Genomic DNA, 14,446 nt, shown 5'->3' with positions numbered 1-14,446 from the left:
CCTAGCCGAGGTGCAGGGTGAATGAGTAGTTGGCCCAGCCGGGCGCGCGGGCGGGCCGGAACACGGCGTCACCGTCGAGGCGGCAACTGTTGAACGTGCCGCTGACCTCGTAGCCCTCGCCCAGCGTCACGCTGAACGGGGCGCCGGAGCGCTCCAGGGTACTCAGGTGCGCGATCTGCGACTCGGTCAGCACCCACTCCGGGCCGGGGCTGACGATGGCCACGCGGGTGGGCGTGACCGGCCCGAGGGAGCGCAGGTTGACCCCGGTGACACTCACGCGGTCCCGGACGGCCCGGCCCCCCCCGGCGCGTCTCACGGCGTCCGGGGGCACGCTGGGGTTCATGGTGACCCCGGCGATGATCAGGGTGTATCGGGCCATCAGCAGTTCCTCCCGGACCGGCGGGCGCGGTCCTCCAGTTTCCCGATGACTCGGTCTGCCACCTGGTCAGGGTTCAGGCCTGCGCCGTTTACCGTGACCTCCACGTCCCAGTTGGTGGTGTGGTTCGGGGCGGGAACGGTGGCGGGCGCGGGTGACGCGGAGCGCGCCGCTTCCGGCAGGGTTGTTTTTAGAGTTTTGATCAATGCCTGTCCGCCCGCGTCGAATACCTGCGCTGCGTCATAGATCAACTCCCCACTCGCGTTGTACACGCGAGCGGACGATGCGCTGACCTGCGCGGATTTCAGGGCCGCTGCCGCCTGCGCGAGAGTCTGACGGTTCTGCTCGCGGCGTTCCTGGTCCGCGTATGAGTTGACCGCCGCCATGCTCTCGAACGATTTCCCCTGGTACGAATAGGTTACGGGTGCGGGGGCGCGCGCGACCGCAGATTTGCTGAAGCGGTCCACAGCGTCACTGAACAGCCGCGCTGCTTCCGCTTCTTTGTTCGCTGCCCGGATGCGTTCCTGCACGATCACGCTCTCACGGTCGTACTGGATGCCGAGGGCGTCCACCTGATCCGCGAGGCCCTGCGCTTCCTTTTGCCCCGTCCGGGTGAATTTGGCTCCGGCCTTGTCCAGCGCGTCGGCCTGCTTGCGGTAGCGTTCCTCCTGCGTAGCGAACTCGTTGGCGGCCCTGGCGATCAGGTCGGCGTCGCTGCCCCCGAGCGCCTCGGCCAGCTGCTCGCGTGCGGCGTTTCGGCGGGTCTCGATGGCCTGGAGTCTCGCCAGCTCCCGCTGCGTGGTGGCCGCACTCAGCGCGCGCCCCTGCTCTCCGTAGGCGGCGGTGTTCAGGCGCGCGGCGGCCTCCCGCACGTTGTCCATGTTGGTCAGCATCCCGGCGTACCCGTCGGCCAGGGCCCGCACGGCGCCGCGCTGGGCGGTGATCGCCTGCGTGAGTGCGTCGGTCGCGGCCTTCTGGCGGGTGGGGTCGCCGCTGCTGGCCGCGCTGTTGTACTCACGCTCGGCGGTGGTCAGGGCGCGGCGGGTGGTGAGCAGGTCCGCCTGGATCTGCGCGGTCTTCTGCGCCTCCGCTGTTCCTCCAGTCAGGGCGCGGGTCAGGGCTCCCTGGCTGACAGTGAGGCTGTCAGCCAGGGTGCGCCGGTCCCGCTGGACGGCCGTGAGTTTGCGTTCCTGTTCGGCCTGCTGGGCGGTCAGCTCCAGCTCCTGTTTCGCCAGTTCGGCGCGGCGGGTGCCGGTCTGGTCCGGGGCGGCCTGCGCCTGCCGGGTGGCCGCGAGGCGCTGGCGGGTGAGATCCAGGTCCAGTTGTGCGGCGGCCACGGCATCCTCGGACATGCCGGTGATGCGCGCCTCTGCCCGCAATCTCGCCTCTGCCACGTCGAGCGCCTGGGCGTCCCATTCGTTGCGGGCCTGGACGGCCTGGGCCTGAGCGGCGAGCAGAGCCGTCTGTTTCTGCGTGAGGGTGGTGCGGGCCTCGTCCTGCCCCGCCTCGGTCCGGGCGAGATCCAGGGCCCGCTGCGCGAGTGCCACTTCCTGCTGCGCGGTCCTCACGGCCAGCTGTGCACCGGCCACCCGGTCATCGGAGAGGCCAGCCGCCTGGAGCAGCAGTTCCGCCTGCGCCTGGTACAGCGTCACGCGGCGGCGTTCCCCGTCCAGTGGGGCGGCCGTGATGCGGTCCTGCAGGTCAGCGATCTGCCCGGTGAGGGTCAGGCGCTGCTGTAGGAGTGCGTTCCGTTTGGTTTCGTCGGTCTCCCCGCTGATCTGGGTGTCGAGTCCGGTCAGGCGGCCCTGAGCGTTGCTGAGCAGGCGTTGCTGGGCAGCGGCAGCCTGGGCGTCGGTGCGGGCCATGCGGAGTGCCAGTTCCCCCTCCGCATCCACGAGGGCGAGGCGGGATTCCAGCAGCGCGCGGGACTGATCGACGAGTTCCTGTTGCACTGTTACCACCTCCCGTGTCGCCTGTGCCTGCCCCTGCGTGGCCTCCGTGACCCCGTCCGCCAGGGTGCGGCGTTCCTCGTCCGTGAGCCGCAGCTGGGCGGTGCGGTCGAGGATGCCCTGGTACGCGGCCCGGAGGCGGTCCTGTGCGGCCACGATCCGCTGTTCGATGCCGAGACGCTCGGCGGCCGTGGTCGCCAGTGCCTTCTGATTCTCCAGGCCTTTCAGGTCTGCCTGGGCGGCCGTGACGGGCTGCTGCGCGGCGGCCACCTGCGCGGCCCGGATGCGTTCCAGGCCGTCACGTTCAGCCTGCTCGCGGTCCTGCGTGCGCCCGATCTGGTCGGCCGTGAATGTGCTGTCCAGTTCCGCGACGCGGGCGTAATACTCGCGGCGGATCTGGGCCTGTTCGGCGGCGGTGACTCCCTCGGCGGTCAGGCGTTCATTCGTGGTGCGGGCCAGGGTTTCCCGCTGAGCCTGGGCTTCCGCGCGGGTGGCCCGCTCGGCCAGGGCGGCGCGGTCCCGGACGGCCTGCAGTTCGATGCGGGCAACTTCCTGAGCGTTCCGCCCGGCCTGAGCGACCCGGCGCGCCACGCCCAGGTCCAGCTGGGCCGCCTGGGCGTCCCTCGCGGCCCCCTGCGCGGCGAGCTGAGCATCCTGGGCCGCCTGGAATGCGGCGACGATGCGTTTGGCCCGCTCGCGGGCGTCCGCCTCATCCTGCCGCGCCCAGCCCTGCCGGAGGGCGGCGAGTTGCTGCTGCCCGGCCTGCTCGATGCGGGCCTGCGCGGCCGGGTAACCGGCCAGGGCGGCGAGGCGGTCCGCGACGCCCTTCCGGACCCCGGCCAGCTCGGCTTCCCGTTCCGCCTGCCGGCGCGCGGCCCCCTCGGGCATCGCGGCGATGATGGCGGCGCGGGCCTCCCCCTCGGCAGCGGCGACCGCCTCAGCGTTGCTGCGGGCCGTGGCGAGGTCCTCCTGCTGCCACTGGCGGCGCAGCGCGACCTCCTGGCGCCGGCCGCCACTTTCCACCTGGGCTTTCAGGTCCGGGTACTTCGCGTACTCGGCCACCTGCCGGGCGACGCCGTCGCGCAGCTCGGCGAGCTGCAGGTCGCGTTCCGCCTGCGTTTTGGCGCGGCCCTCCTGCATCGCCTGGATCTCGGCGCGTTGCACGTCGAACGCCCCCTGCCGGGCCTGAGCGGCGGCCTGCTGGTACTCCTTGCGGCGCTCGTCGGCCTGTTCCTTGGCGTATTTCGCCCGGACGGCCCGCTCCTCTTTCGCCTGAGCCTCGGCCAGCTCGGCCAGCGCGCCTTTCAGCTCGTTGCTGTTGAGGTTGCCGCCGAACGAGGTTTTCAGCTTCTTGCGTAGCTCATCGAACGCCTTGCCAACCTGCGCGACTTCCTTCTCCACGCCGTCCAGCCCGCCGATCTTGAGCTGGAACGCGCGGTCGTCCAGGGTTTTACGCAGCTCGCGCACGGCGGCGCTCTGTTCCTTGACCTTCGCCGGGTCCACGTTCGTCACCTGCGTGGTCGTCAGGGTGCCCCGGCGACCCGCCTCGCTGCGCAGGGCGGCCAGCTCCAGACGCAAGCCCTCCAGGCGTTTGCGGGCGGCCTCCACCTCCTGCGGATCCACGCTGTACGTGCGTTCCCCGAAGAGCGTCACGCCGGTCACGGTGCCCTGCTCGGCTGCCTGGAGGCTCTGCTGCGCGAGGAGCATCTTCGCCTGAGTGCGGGACAGTTCGGTGCCCTCGTCGGTCAGGGCCTTGACCCGCTTCATGGTGCTGTCGAACGAGTCCTGATTGGCCTTGTCCACCTGATCGTAGATGGCGGCCGTGTCACCCATGATCTCGTTCACCATGACGGCCAGCGCGGCCACGGCGGTGGCGATCAGCCCGAACGGGTTCCTGGCTACCCAGGTGCTGACGGTGGTGAAGAACGTCGTGACGGCCGCCATGAGGCTCGCCCAGATGGCCGGAGCGGCAGCGGCAATCACGGCCCCCCGGAGCGCGATGAACGCGGTCACGAGCGGCAGGACGTACCCGAGCATGTTCTCCGAACCGTTGGCGAACCGTTCCAGCATGCCCACGCCGCCTGATAGGCCCTTGATCAGGCCGGTCGCGGCGGGCAGGAGCTTCTCGCCCAGGGTGATTTTCAGGCGTTCGAACACGGCGATGAGGCGCGCGACCTTGCCCTGGTAGGTGTCCAGGCGCTCTTTCGCCACGCGGGCCGCCTCTCCGAGTTTGCCCTGCGTGGCGATGTTCTTGTTGATCGCGTCGGTGTTCTGGCCGACGAGGATGGTGGCGATGCGGATGGCGTCCTGCCCGAACACGTCCTTGAGGACCTTGTTGCGGCCCTGTTCGCTCATGCCCTTCAGCGCGGCGCGCAGGTCGTCCACGGTACTCAGGAACGGACGGAAGTTGCCTTCCGCGTCGTAGGCGTTCACGCCGATCCGTTCGAGCGCGGCGGCGCCGGTCTCAGTGGGTGACTGGAGGGACAGCAGCATGGTCTTGAGGCTGGTGCCCGCGTCGCTCATGTTCTTGAAACCGCCCTGCGCGGCGGTGGCCATGATGCCGCCAAACTGCTCGATGCTCAGGCCCGCGCCGACCGCGACGGGACCCACCGAGGCGATGGCCTGGCTGAGATCCTCAGCGCCCAGGAACGTGGAGTTGCTGAAGTTCGCGAAGTTATCAGCAATCCTCGGCAGGTCCGCGCTGCTGAGCTTGAACGCGGTCATGGCGGCCGCGCCGAGTTTCGCGGCGGTGGCGACCTCGATCCCGGCAGCTCCAGCGAGGTTCAGCGCGCCGACCAGTCCGCCTCCGATCACGTCCTGCGCACTCAGGCCCGCGCGGTTCAGCTCGAGGATGCCTCTGCTCGCGGCGACGGCGCCCACGCCCAGCGGTTCCCCGATGTTCAGCGCGGCCTCCCGGAGGTCCAGCAGGCCCTGCGCGGTTGGCTGCGTCAGGGCCTTGATGTCCGCCATGCCCTGCTGGAACTGCGCGGCCGTGCGGAACGAGGCGCCCATGGCGACCGTGAACGCGCCCAGCGCGGCGACCGTAGCGAGGATCGGGGCGGGCAGCGCGCCGAACAGGCCCGTGACCTGGGAGAGTCCCGGCACGAACCCGGCGAGTTGCTGGAGGGCGTTGCTGATGTTGCCGCTCAGCCCGGCGATGTTGATGCCGCCCCGCAGGGTGTTGCCCTCGCGCGCAGTCTGGGCCAGCAGGCGGTTGACGGTCCCGAGCTGCTCGGCAGTGAGGTTCCCGGCGGCCGCCATGCCGGTCAGGCTGACGCGGATGCGGTTCAGGTCCGCCTCGTAGGCGGCGACGGCGGCGCGGCGCTGGGCGAGGGTGGTGGCAGCGGCAGCGGCGGCGTCGAACTGCGCGCGGGCTCCGGCCAGCTCGGTGCGGAGTTTGGTGATCCCGTCAGAGTTGACGTTCCGGAGGCCCTGCACGGTGCGGGTCAGGGCGGTGTCGAGAGCCCTGAATTCGGCGCTTCCGGCCGTGGCAGCGGCGGCGGCGGTGCGCAGGCTGGCCTGGATGCCCGTGAGGCGCGCGGCGTAGGCGGTGGCGTTCACGTCCCCGCGTTTGTACTCGTTGTTCAGGCGCTCCAGGTCCGTGAGCAACGCCTGCGTCCCAGCGCTGAACGAGCTGCCCCGGCTCCCGCTCCCGCCGCTGCCCCCACCGGCCGCGCGCAGCTGGGCGATCAGGGCCGTGAGTTGCGTGATCTGCGTGTTGATCTGCGCCTGCAAGGCGGTCAGGGCGCTGACGTTGATGCCGACCACGGCACTTAGAGCAGTCCGCAGGTCACGGACGGCGGTGGCGACGCTCGCAGGATTGAACGTCAGTTTCACGGTGAGGGTGTCGGTGCCCATGGCGTCCGTGATGGTTTTCCGGATGGCGGCCGTACTGGCGCCACTGAGTTTCGCGGTGAGGGTCAGCGTGCCCTGTTTTTTGGCGTAGTCCACGACCTCGCGCAGTGCGTTCAGCGCGTCACGCGCGCCCTTACGGAATGCGGTCACGTCGAGGCTGGCACTCCCGGTCAGGGGGGGCAGGGCGGGTCCGGTCATGTTGGTGCCTCCTGGGGGCGCGGGTCGGGTACGGTGGGGGGATGAGTGGCGATGGGTACGGGCGGGACTCGCAGCGGGCACCAGTGCTGTCGGCTGAGGATCAGGAGCGCATCCGGGCTGAGGAGGCATTCCGGGTGCAGGCCAGGGCCGAGGCGGAGGCAGCGGCGCGAGTGGCAGCGAAAACGCCACAACCGAAGGTCCGGACGCCCGCCCCGCCGAACCCGGAGGTGCTGCGCCGCGCGGCCCTGAGCCCGGAAGCACTGGCGCGAGAGGACCGCCGGAACCGGATCGCGTTGATCGTGTTCGGGATCGTCATGCTGCCCGTGGCGTTCGTGATCATCCGGGCGAACCTGGACGCCGGGCCGAAAATCTCAGCGGCAGACCGGGAGGCGCAGCGGGCCGCGCAGGCGCTGTCGCTCTCCGGGCAGAGCCCCTACACGGTGCGGGAGTATTGCCTGACGAGCGTGCGGAAGAAATTGAAGTCCCCGAGCAGCGCGCGGTTCGAGGAACCCACCCAGCCCGCATGGAACGGGTCGCAGTGGACGTGGGCGTCGTACGTGGACGCGCAGAATTCGTTCGGGGCACAAATCCGGAGTGCGTTCACGTGCGAGGTGTCCGGGGCGGACATGAATGACGCGCGGGTCCGGACGCTGCTGCTGAACTAGCGGACGGCTCGAACCTTCAGCACGAATAGCTCCCGCAAGCGGTAGGCAGCAAAGGCCTGCGCGCCGGTGATCACCGGACCGGGCCGCGCCCAGTTGATGCCGCTGCGCCCAAGGGTGAACGCGGCTCTGGGGTTACTGCGCGCGGCAGCCTGGGCCTGGAGCTGCAGGAGGTTGCCTGTCTCGCCCGTTTCCACGTCGCGGGCATGGTCGGCATCGTTGCTGGCGATCACGGTGGCGCGCAGGGCGGTCGTGCGGGCCGTGGCGTTCAGGCCTCGCAGGTACTCACCCGTGCGGCGGTACGCACCAGGTTGCGTGGCGTAGATGTTCGCGTTGGCTCCGATGATCAGGTGCCCGAGCGTCTCGGCGCGGGTCTGCTCGGCGATGGCGGGCAGGTCATTGGTGGTCTGCTCGATGCGGGCCAGGGCGGCGGTCAGGGCGCGGTCGTCGAGGTTGATCATGCCTGCATGCCTCCCAGGGTTTTCTCCACCTGCTGCCAGCGCCGCTCCTCCTCCAGCTCACGGCGGGTGCGGATGGCGGCGGGCGTGTACAGCCAGGGCCGGGCGCGTTTCTCGATGGTGCGGAGGTGCGCGTTGAACGGGTCGAGGCTGTAGTAGGGATCGCCTTTTTTTGCCTGCCCGGACGGGTTTTTCGGGTCCACGTACCGCTGGCCCAGTTTGAGCCCGGCGGCGGTGCTGGCGTCGTCCAGCGCGTTGAGGCGTGCCTCTGCCTCCCGTTCGGCGTGGATCTCGGCGGCCCGGCTGATGAGGCGCGGCGGCATCTGCATCACGTGCGGGTACGCGGCGACGCCGAAGACCCGGATCACGTACTCGTCGAGGGTGTCGTCGGGTGGCCCTGAGTCAACTGCGCCAGGCGACTGCTCGCGCGTCGGCTCAGGGCGTCCAGTTTTGATTCCAGCTCCGGGGGGTCGTTCAGGTCCCACATGGCCGTGAGCAGGGTCAGCCGGTCCGCCCAGGTGACGGGGCGGGGCAGCTCCTGCCCGCGCAGGCTGGCGTGCGCGAGCCGCCAGAACGTCCCCCACGCCTCGGGCTGGACATCCTGACGGTCAATCTCCTCCCAGTTCTCGCGGACCAGGGCGAACGTGCTGGTGAACGTGAGCAGGTCGAACAGGTGCGCGTCGGCCACCTCAGCACCCCAGGCGTGCAGGGTGACGCTGCCGCCCGTGAGGGTGACGGTCTGACGGATTGGAAACATGATTCTCCTGTTATGGGCGGAGGCCACCCGCGCAAAATAAGGGCGGCGCGGGTGGGCCGGTGGATCAGGTCGCGGCTTCGGTGTCGAGTGCGGTCAGCAGGTCGTTCAGTGTTCTGGCGGGCACGCCGAAAATTGCGCCGTACTGCGTGATCTGCGTGTTGACGTCCGCGAACCTCGCGGCGGGGGTGTAGGTGTGGGCGCGCACCGAGGCCTTGAACAGCAGGGTCTGCTCGCCCTGGCTTTCGCCCAGGCCGTTGCTCTGCAGCGCGGCGCGGGGGTGCCAGAACACGCGGAACATGCGGTCGGCGCTCGTGCCGGGGCGTTTGGCGATCACGACCATGCGGCCCAGGATGCTCGCGCCGGGGGTGAACGGGGTGACGCTGATGCCAGCGAAATCGGGATCGGTCATGGCAACGGCCGGAGCGCCGTTGTGCAGGCTGCGGACCTGCTCGCTGGGGGTCAGGACCGGAATCTCGTAGCTGATGGTCGTCTCGGTGACTCTCTCCTCCACGACGATGCTCGCGCCACCCTCGGGGTTGATCGCGCGGATGGTTTCGCGCGTCACTTCAGAGCTGGGCGCGATGACGGCGTCCTCGGGGAACAGGCACCTCTCGACGAGTGGATTTCCACACAACGACAAACCCCCGCGCTGGGCGGGGGCTTTTGTTGATACTCGAAGTGCAGCTTGATCAAGATTAGGCGAATTCTGCCGAGTTTTGTCAAGCCCCCCCATCGCGCGGCTCCGCTTGGCTGATGGGCGGGTGCTCGCCGGGCAGCGGCTTATCCAACGGGATTTCGCTCTCCAGCACGCCTTTCAGGTCGTGGTCCATCAGGAGGGTGCGGCGGATGGCTTCGAGCGCGCGGATGATGTTTGGGTACTTCGCGAGATCCCGCTGGCGCAGATGCCCGTCGTCGTCGCGGTAGATCAGGTGCTCGCGGTCCTCCTGCCGGCGGCCCTGCTGGCGGCCGTCCTCGCGGTCGCTCATGTCGAGCACCCAGCGGCACAGGCTGGTCCAGGCCTGCGCGCCGACGCGCATGCCGGAGAGGCTTTCGATCTCAGGGGCGTTCGCGACGATCAGGTTGTGCCCGTCGTCGTGGTAGATGAACGTCACGCGGGCGTAGTACTGCGTCATGCCGCCGTCCTCGTGCTGTTCGCGCACGCTGAGGACGTCGCCGTGGAAGTACCGGCCGACACTGTGCTGGGGCTGGTCGCGCCGGAGTTGCGTGGTCAGGCTGGCGATCTCGCGTCGCCGGGCCTGCACCTGCAGGGCAAGGGTGAGGGCGTGGTCGCCCTTCCCGGAAGCGGCCATCTGGCAGCTTTCCAGGGCCAGGGCGTACATGTCGGCCAGGGCGTCGTGCAGCTGGCCGAACACGGCGCTGCCTTTGCTGTTGCCGTCGCTCTTGACGGGGACCATGCCGGCGTCGCTCTGGGCTTTGCGCAGGTACACGCTGAGGACGCCGGTGATTTTCTCCTGCTGGCGTTCCTTGGTGGTTTTCTCCAGCACGTCCGCGTCGCTCAGGAACCAGCGTTGGTGGATGGCCTCGGCGATCTTGTTCATCCACCAGCGCTGCTCCTGATCGAGTTTGAGGTTAGCGGCCTCGTCGGTCGGGACGGGCAGGTGGGGGTGGCGTACTTCGCCACGGCGGCCGCGCAGCAAGGCCTTCTGCTCGGCCAGTTTCGCGGCTTCCTGCTTGGCCTCCTCGAGGAGGATCACGGTGAGCTGGGGGCGGATGGACGCGACGGCCTTGGGGGTGAGGATCCCGGCGAGTTGGCGGGCCCGCGCCTCAGCTTCGACCTGCGTGGCGGGGTCACCGGCCTGCGTGATGAGGAATGCCCAGGACCGGGTGCGGCGCGCGGCGTCCAGGTATTCGGTTGGGTTGGGGCTCTCGTGGATCAGGCTGATCTGCTCCAGGGGCGCGTTCACCTCGTCCCCATTGCGGAACTGCAGGCGGACGCTGTGGAACTTCCGGGTGTGCGTGGGCTGCCGCTTGACGACGCAGGTTTGCCCGGCGCGGTTGGCGGTGGGCTTGGTGGGCGTGTACGTCACCGTGGCGCCCAGGGCGGGCGTGACGGTGTAGGGCGGCTGCGGCGCGGGGATCTGGAGTTGCGCGAACGTGACGCGCTGGCGGTGGCCGTCCGCGAATTCCACGGTGAGCATCAGCTGCTCGGGCGCCACGCGGGGAGGGCGAGTGATGGTGCCGCGCTCCCCGGCGTGAGGGGCTTCGGTGGCGGTGGGTCGATACCAGACCACCTCCCCGACCGCCAGGTCTTCCAGGGTGCGGGTGTGGACCCGGCGCGGCTTGCGGGTGCGGTGACGGTGCTCCAGTTCGGCGGCGTCGTCGAAGTTGCGTTGCCACTTGGGTTTCTTGATGGTCACGCGCGGTCCTTGCGGGGCTTGATGCGGGAGCGGGGTTCGGGTGGGCAGCGCTGCTGGTACTTCTCCAGTTCGATCTGACCCAGGGTGGTGGTGACGTACCCGTCGCCGTCACGGACGATGTACCCGGCGTGCACGAGGGTGGCCAGCAATTCCTTGTAAATGTTGGCGACGTCGTCGTGCTTCTCGATGACTTCAGCGGCGACCAGCGCGGCTTTGAGGGTGCGGGACGTGTCGGCCGTGAAGCCGCCGACGAGACGGAAAACCAGGACTTCGCGCAGGGGCGGCCAGCGGCGGGGCGCGTGAGCCGGGCCGTACTTCGCTTGGTACGTGACCAGGGCGATTTCGCCGTGGCCGGTCAGGACGTACCCGGGACCGTCGGGGCCTTCGGTGGTCCAGCGGATGCGGGCCTGCTGCGTGAGCAGGCGCAGCAGCGCCCGGTGCTGCTCGCTGATCGGCTCGGCGCGTCGACCGGAGTGGAACCCAGCGGCCACCAGTGCGGACAGGGTGGGACGGGCGATGCCGCTGAAGACGGCCAGCAGGCGGTACAGGTCGGGTTGCTGGTCGGGGGTGAGCATGGGCACGGCGTCCTGGCGGTCGGCTTTACTGGTCATGGTGGGCTCCGGGGATGGGGGTGATGGTCACGATGACGTGGCCGGGGCGGGTGATGGGGCCGCGCGTGACGCGAAGGTCGTCGATCAGGGAGTCGTCTGCCCAGAGCTGGGCGTGCGTGAGGGCGTCTTCGAGGGCCTTGGGGATGTTGGACAGGTCCCGCTTGCGCCGGTCGGGCGCGCAGGCGTGCAGGTGAAGGGCGAGGCGTGCGCCGCTGGGCAGGGCGGGGAGGTCGAGGTCCGCGACGTGCGCGATGACCTTCTGGCGGTACGCGCGGCCGTCCAGGCTGAGCAGGATCCGGGCGACGATCTTGCCGCCCCGGCGGGTGATGATGGCCCGCCAGATCCGGTTGAGGCTGGGCGGGTACGGCAGCACGAAGCGCAGGCTCTGGCCGGTCTGAAGGGTCGCCACGGTGGTCGGCGCGGCGGGGGCGCACGGGAAACCCGCCCCGGCGGGGCCGGGGGCGGGCGGCGGCTGCTGGAACAGGCGCGGGTGGCGCTGCATGTACTCGCGCAGCGTGGCGTCCGTGAACTTCAGCCGGGCCCGCCTGTCGTCCCTGAGAGTGGGCAGCTAGGGATCAGGCGCTTGGCGGGTGTTCGTTGCCACCAGCGCTGCCAGGGGCGGACGGTGACGTGCGTGACGGTGACGTGAGCGAAGGACCTCAACAGGCGTGGAACCTCGGCTTGAATGGCGTCCCAGACGGGTTGTCCCTTGTGCGGTCCGGCCAGCACGCGCTGAGTACGCGGATCGTACGGGAACGTGCGCGTCTGGAGAACGCTGAGCTGCTCGGCTTTGTCTGGCGCGTGCCAGTCGGTCACGCCGCCCGTGCAGGATGCGTGAAGGGCGCTTCTTTCGCGGCCGGTCATGCGCTCACTCGGCCGTCGTCCAGGCGCGTGATCGTGCCGCTGGTGAGGCAGGCCTCGATCACGTGGTCCGTTCGTTCCAGGCCGAACCCGCTGGAGCGGAGGCGTCCGGCGAGCATGGCGCCGCTCATGGGGCGGCCATGGCGGCGGAGCGTGCCGGTCAGCAACTCGCATTCCAGGTTGGTGACTGGCGACTGAGGGCGCCTGGCGGGCAGGGCCTGGACGATGGGCGGCTCGGGCGGCCCCTGAAGTGAGTACAGGCCGTCGTCGTTCCGGTGTATCCATCCCTTGCCGTACAGGCGGCGGAGTACAGCGCCAGCGGTGGCGGGCGGTACACGCATCTGGAGACTCATGGCGGCGGGCGTCCAAAGGGCTGCCGGATCTGCGCGTAGGATGCTGAGCACTCGGTCGGTGTTCGTCACGGTCATTCTCCTTCCCACGCGCTTCTGGCGTGGCGGATGGCGTCCCAGACGGTGGGCCGCTCGGGGCCTTCGCGGCGCTCGCCGCTGCTGCGGTCGGTGACGATCAGTTGCCATCCGCCGCCCGTGCCGCGCAGCTCGACGTCCGCGACGGCGCGCAGGCCGTCCGCCCAGTCCAGGGGCCGCACGTCGTCCGCCTGGCCTTGCGGCGTGGCGCCCTGGTAGCGGGTGCGGTCCTGCGCGCCCCGCTGCGCGGCCCTGGCGACGGCCTCCACGCGTCGCTCGGGCGGCACCTGCGTCAGGGGGACGCTCTGCCCGGTGTCGGGGTGCTCGACGTGCGCCCCGGCCGCGAGGTCCCGCACGGTGTCCGCGACGGCCTGCACGTCCGCGCTGCTGGGCCGGTCCTTGCCGGTCACGCTGCGCGCCACGTCGATCACCAGCTGGTAGTCGTCAGGGACGATGCCGCCCAGGGCGCGGGTGACGCGCTCCGGCGGGAGGCTCAGGCCACGCGCTTCGAACTCCGTGGCGGCCGCTGCGTAATCGATCAGCTGGTACGCGCGGGCGCGGCTGAACCCGAAGGTGTCCATGGCGTACGCCTCGAACGTCGCGAACGCGCCCAGGTACAGGCCGCAGTCCCGGATCTCCGCCAGGGCCCGACCGGCGAGGACGGCGGCTGCCCCGCCCACGCGAACGGCGTCCTCCAGTTCCGCGAGGCGGGCGCGCTGCTCGGGCGTCAGGAGGCGCTGCACGGTCGTGGCCGTCATGCGCATGCCGTGCAGGTCCTCGGGCATGGGGGGCAGTGGGCTCACAGGCGGTCCTCGTGCCCGATCCAGGGGAAGTCGGCGGGGTCCAGGGCTGCGCAGGCGCGGATGAGCCGTAGGACCTGCACGCAGTCGCTCACGGCCGCGTGCTTGGCGAGGTCGCTGACGTCCACGCCGCGCTGCGCGGAGGCGTCGGCGAGTTTCGCCCAGCGGTAGGTGCCGTAGTAGTCGTTCCAGGAACCGGCGAGCGGCGAGTACGCGTCCATCACGCACTCCGCACTTCGGCTGATAGCGTTGAAAGTTTTGAGGTCCGCGCTGCCGCCCGCCGCGCCGCCCGGCGCTTCGAACCAGCCTGGCAGGGTGGTGTCCAGCGTCGCGCAGATCCGGGGCAGGTCGAAGCGCTTGTTGTAGATGACGACGCGGCGGCCGGTCAGCAAGTCCCGGATGTCCGGCCAGCGTTCCCCGAAGCTCGGGCAGCCTGCGAGGTCGGCGTCCGTGATGCCGTGCACGGCCTGCGCGCGCGGGTCGATAGGGCAGGTGGGCCGGAAGCGTTCGTCGAACAGTGTGCGGCCATCCGCGTCCACGAGGCCCAGTTCGATCACTTCGCCGTCGAAGCCGGTGGTTTCCGTGTCGAGGATGACGAGGCTCGGGTCGGTCGCCCAGTCGAGGAAGCGTTCAATTACGTCGGCGGCGGTGAGCTGGGTCATGCGTTGATTCCTTCGTCCCGGTCGTCGTCGTCCTTCGGGAACATGGGGGTGTTGCTGGCGTCCTCGATCTCCACGGTGAATTCGGTGTCGTACTTTCCGGGCAGGGCGTTCAGGTAATGCTCGAAGCGGGCGGCAGCGTTGAAGGGGAGTTCCACAACGGCCACGACTTTGAAGTCGGTGGTCTTGCTGCCCTTGCTCTTGCAGGTCCAGGCGCGGCGGTCGCCGCCGCCGTAGATGCGGAGGGTGAACGTGGCGATGGCGCGGGAGTCCTTCTTGGTGCTGATGCGGTGCGCGCGGCGCAGGTGCTGGAGGTTCAGGCCCTCGCCGGGCAGTTCCAGGTGCAGGGTGGTGAACAGTTCCCCGTCCTTGTCGCGTTCGTGCTTGATGGCGTCTAGCTGGACTTTCAGGGTTTGCTTCATGGGGGGCTCCTGGGAGGAAGGGGGAGGCCACCCGC

At 69.8% G+C, this 14,446-nt stretch carries 14 protein-coding genes and 1 pseudogene; 1 reads left to right on the top strand and 14 read right to left on the bottom strand.

Features of this window, described 5'->3' with window-relative positions:
- Position 1 precedes the first annotated feature (1 nt).
- A complete protein-coding gene (locus QZ271_RS02040; RefSeq protein ID WP_291428514.1) occupies positions 2 to 379 on the bottom strand; it encodes a hypothetical protein in 378 nt (125 codons plus the stop codon).
- Entirely contained in the window at positions 379 to 6,378 is a 6,000-nt protein-coding gene (locus QZ271_RS02035) for a phage tail tape measure protein (RefSeq protein ID WP_291428512.1), read from the bottom strand. The genes QZ271_RS02040 and QZ271_RS02035 overlap by 1 nt, the downstream gene beginning before the upstream one ends.
- Positions 6,379 to 6,419: 41 nt before the next feature.
- On the opposite strand from QZ271_RS02035, the gene QZ271_RS02030 reads away from it, so the two are divergent.
- Positions 6,420 to 7,043, top strand: coding sequence for a hypothetical protein (locus QZ271_RS02030; RefSeq protein ID WP_291428510.1), 624 nt, complete (start codon positions 6,420 to 6,422; stop codon positions 7,041 to 7,043).
- Here QZ271_RS02030 and QZ271_RS02025 read toward each other — a convergent pair.
- The 12 genes and pseudogenes from QZ271_RS02025 to QZ271_RS01970 form a co-directional block, all read right to left on the bottom strand.
- Positions 7,040 to 7,501 carry a hypothetical protein gene (locus QZ271_RS02025; RefSeq protein ID WP_291428508.1) on the bottom strand — a complete coding sequence of 154 codons (462 nt, stop codon included), beginning with the start codon at positions 7,499 to 7,501 and terminating at the stop codon, positions 7,040 to 7,042. The genes QZ271_RS02030 and QZ271_RS02025 overlap by 4 nt on opposite strands.
- A complete protein-coding gene (locus QZ271_RS02020) occupies positions 7,498 to 7,866 on the bottom strand; it encodes a hypothetical protein (protein ID WP_291428506.1) in 369 nt (122 codons plus the stop codon). The genes QZ271_RS02025 and QZ271_RS02020 overlap by 4 nt, the downstream gene beginning before the upstream one ends.
- The gene (locus QZ271_RS02015) at positions 7,863 to 8,255 is read right to left on the bottom strand and encodes a hypothetical protein (RefSeq protein ID WP_291428504.1); all 393 of its coding nucleotides are present in this window, start codon (positions 8,253 to 8,255) and stop codon (positions 7,863 to 7,865) included. Before QZ271_RS02015 ends, QZ271_RS02020 begins: the two co-directional genes overlap by 4 nt.
- A 64-nt stretch (positions 8,256 to 8,319) precedes the next feature.
- Positions 8,320 to 8,889, bottom strand: coding sequence for a hypothetical protein (locus QZ271_RS02010; protein WP_291428502.1), 570 nt, complete (start codon positions 8,887 to 8,889; stop codon positions 8,320 to 8,322).
- Between the two features lie 85 nt (positions 8,890 to 8,974).
- Positions 8,975 to 10,633 (bottom strand): hypothetical protein, encoded by a 1,659-nt coding sequence (locus QZ271_RS02005; protein ID WP_291428500.1) that lies wholly within the window; start codon positions 10,631 to 10,633, stop codon positions 8,975 to 8,977.
- Positions 10,630 to 11,244 carry a hypothetical protein gene (locus QZ271_RS02000; RefSeq protein ID WP_291428498.1) on the bottom strand — a complete coding sequence of 205 codons (615 nt, stop codon included), beginning with the start codon at positions 11,242 to 11,244 and terminating at the stop codon, positions 10,630 to 10,632. Before QZ271_RS02000 ends, QZ271_RS02005 begins: the two co-directional genes overlap by 4 nt.
- A 34-nt stretch (positions 11,245 to 11,278) precedes the next feature.
- Positions 11,279 to 11,746: pseudogene (locus QZ271_RS01995) on the bottom strand (RusA family crossover junction endodeoxyribonuclease); the annotation flags it as partial.
- 29 nt (positions 11,747 to 11,775) lie between these two features.
- Entirely contained in the window at positions 11,776 to 12,060 is a 285-nt protein-coding gene (locus tag QZ271_RS01990) for a hypothetical protein (RefSeq protein ID WP_291428494.1), read from the bottom strand.
- 44 nt (positions 12,061 to 12,104) lie between these two features.
- A complete protein-coding gene (locus QZ271_RS01985) occupies positions 12,105 to 12,527 on the bottom strand; it encodes a hypothetical protein (protein WP_291428492.1) in 423 nt (140 codons plus the stop codon).
- A 2-nt stretch (positions 12,528 to 12,529) separates the two neighbouring features.
- Positions 12,530 to 13,333 (bottom strand): hypothetical protein, encoded by an 804-nt coding sequence (locus QZ271_RS01980; RefSeq protein WP_291428491.1) that lies wholly within the window; start codon positions 13,331 to 13,333, stop codon positions 12,530 to 12,532.
- Positions 13,330 to 13,992, bottom strand: coding sequence for a 3'-5' exonuclease (locus QZ271_RS01975; protein WP_291428489.1), 663 nt, complete (start codon positions 13,990 to 13,992; stop codon positions 13,330 to 13,332). Before QZ271_RS01975 ends, QZ271_RS01980 begins: the two co-directional genes overlap by 4 nt.
- Positions 13,989 to 14,411 carry a hypothetical protein gene (locus QZ271_RS01970; protein ID WP_291428487.1) on the bottom strand — a complete coding sequence of 141 codons (423 nt, stop codon included), beginning with the start codon at positions 14,409 to 14,411 and terminating at the stop codon, positions 13,989 to 13,991. The genes QZ271_RS01975 and QZ271_RS01970 overlap by 4 nt, the downstream gene beginning before the upstream one ends.
- Positions 14,412 to 14,446: the final 35 nt, after the last annotated feature.

The organism is Deinococcus sp., from assembly GCF_018260555.1.
Lineage (GTDB): Bacteria > Deinococcota > Deinococci > Deinococcales > Deinococcaceae > Deinococcus.
Note: the sequence above shows the minus strand (reverse complement) of the source record. Positions and strands in the feature narration are given on the sequence as shown.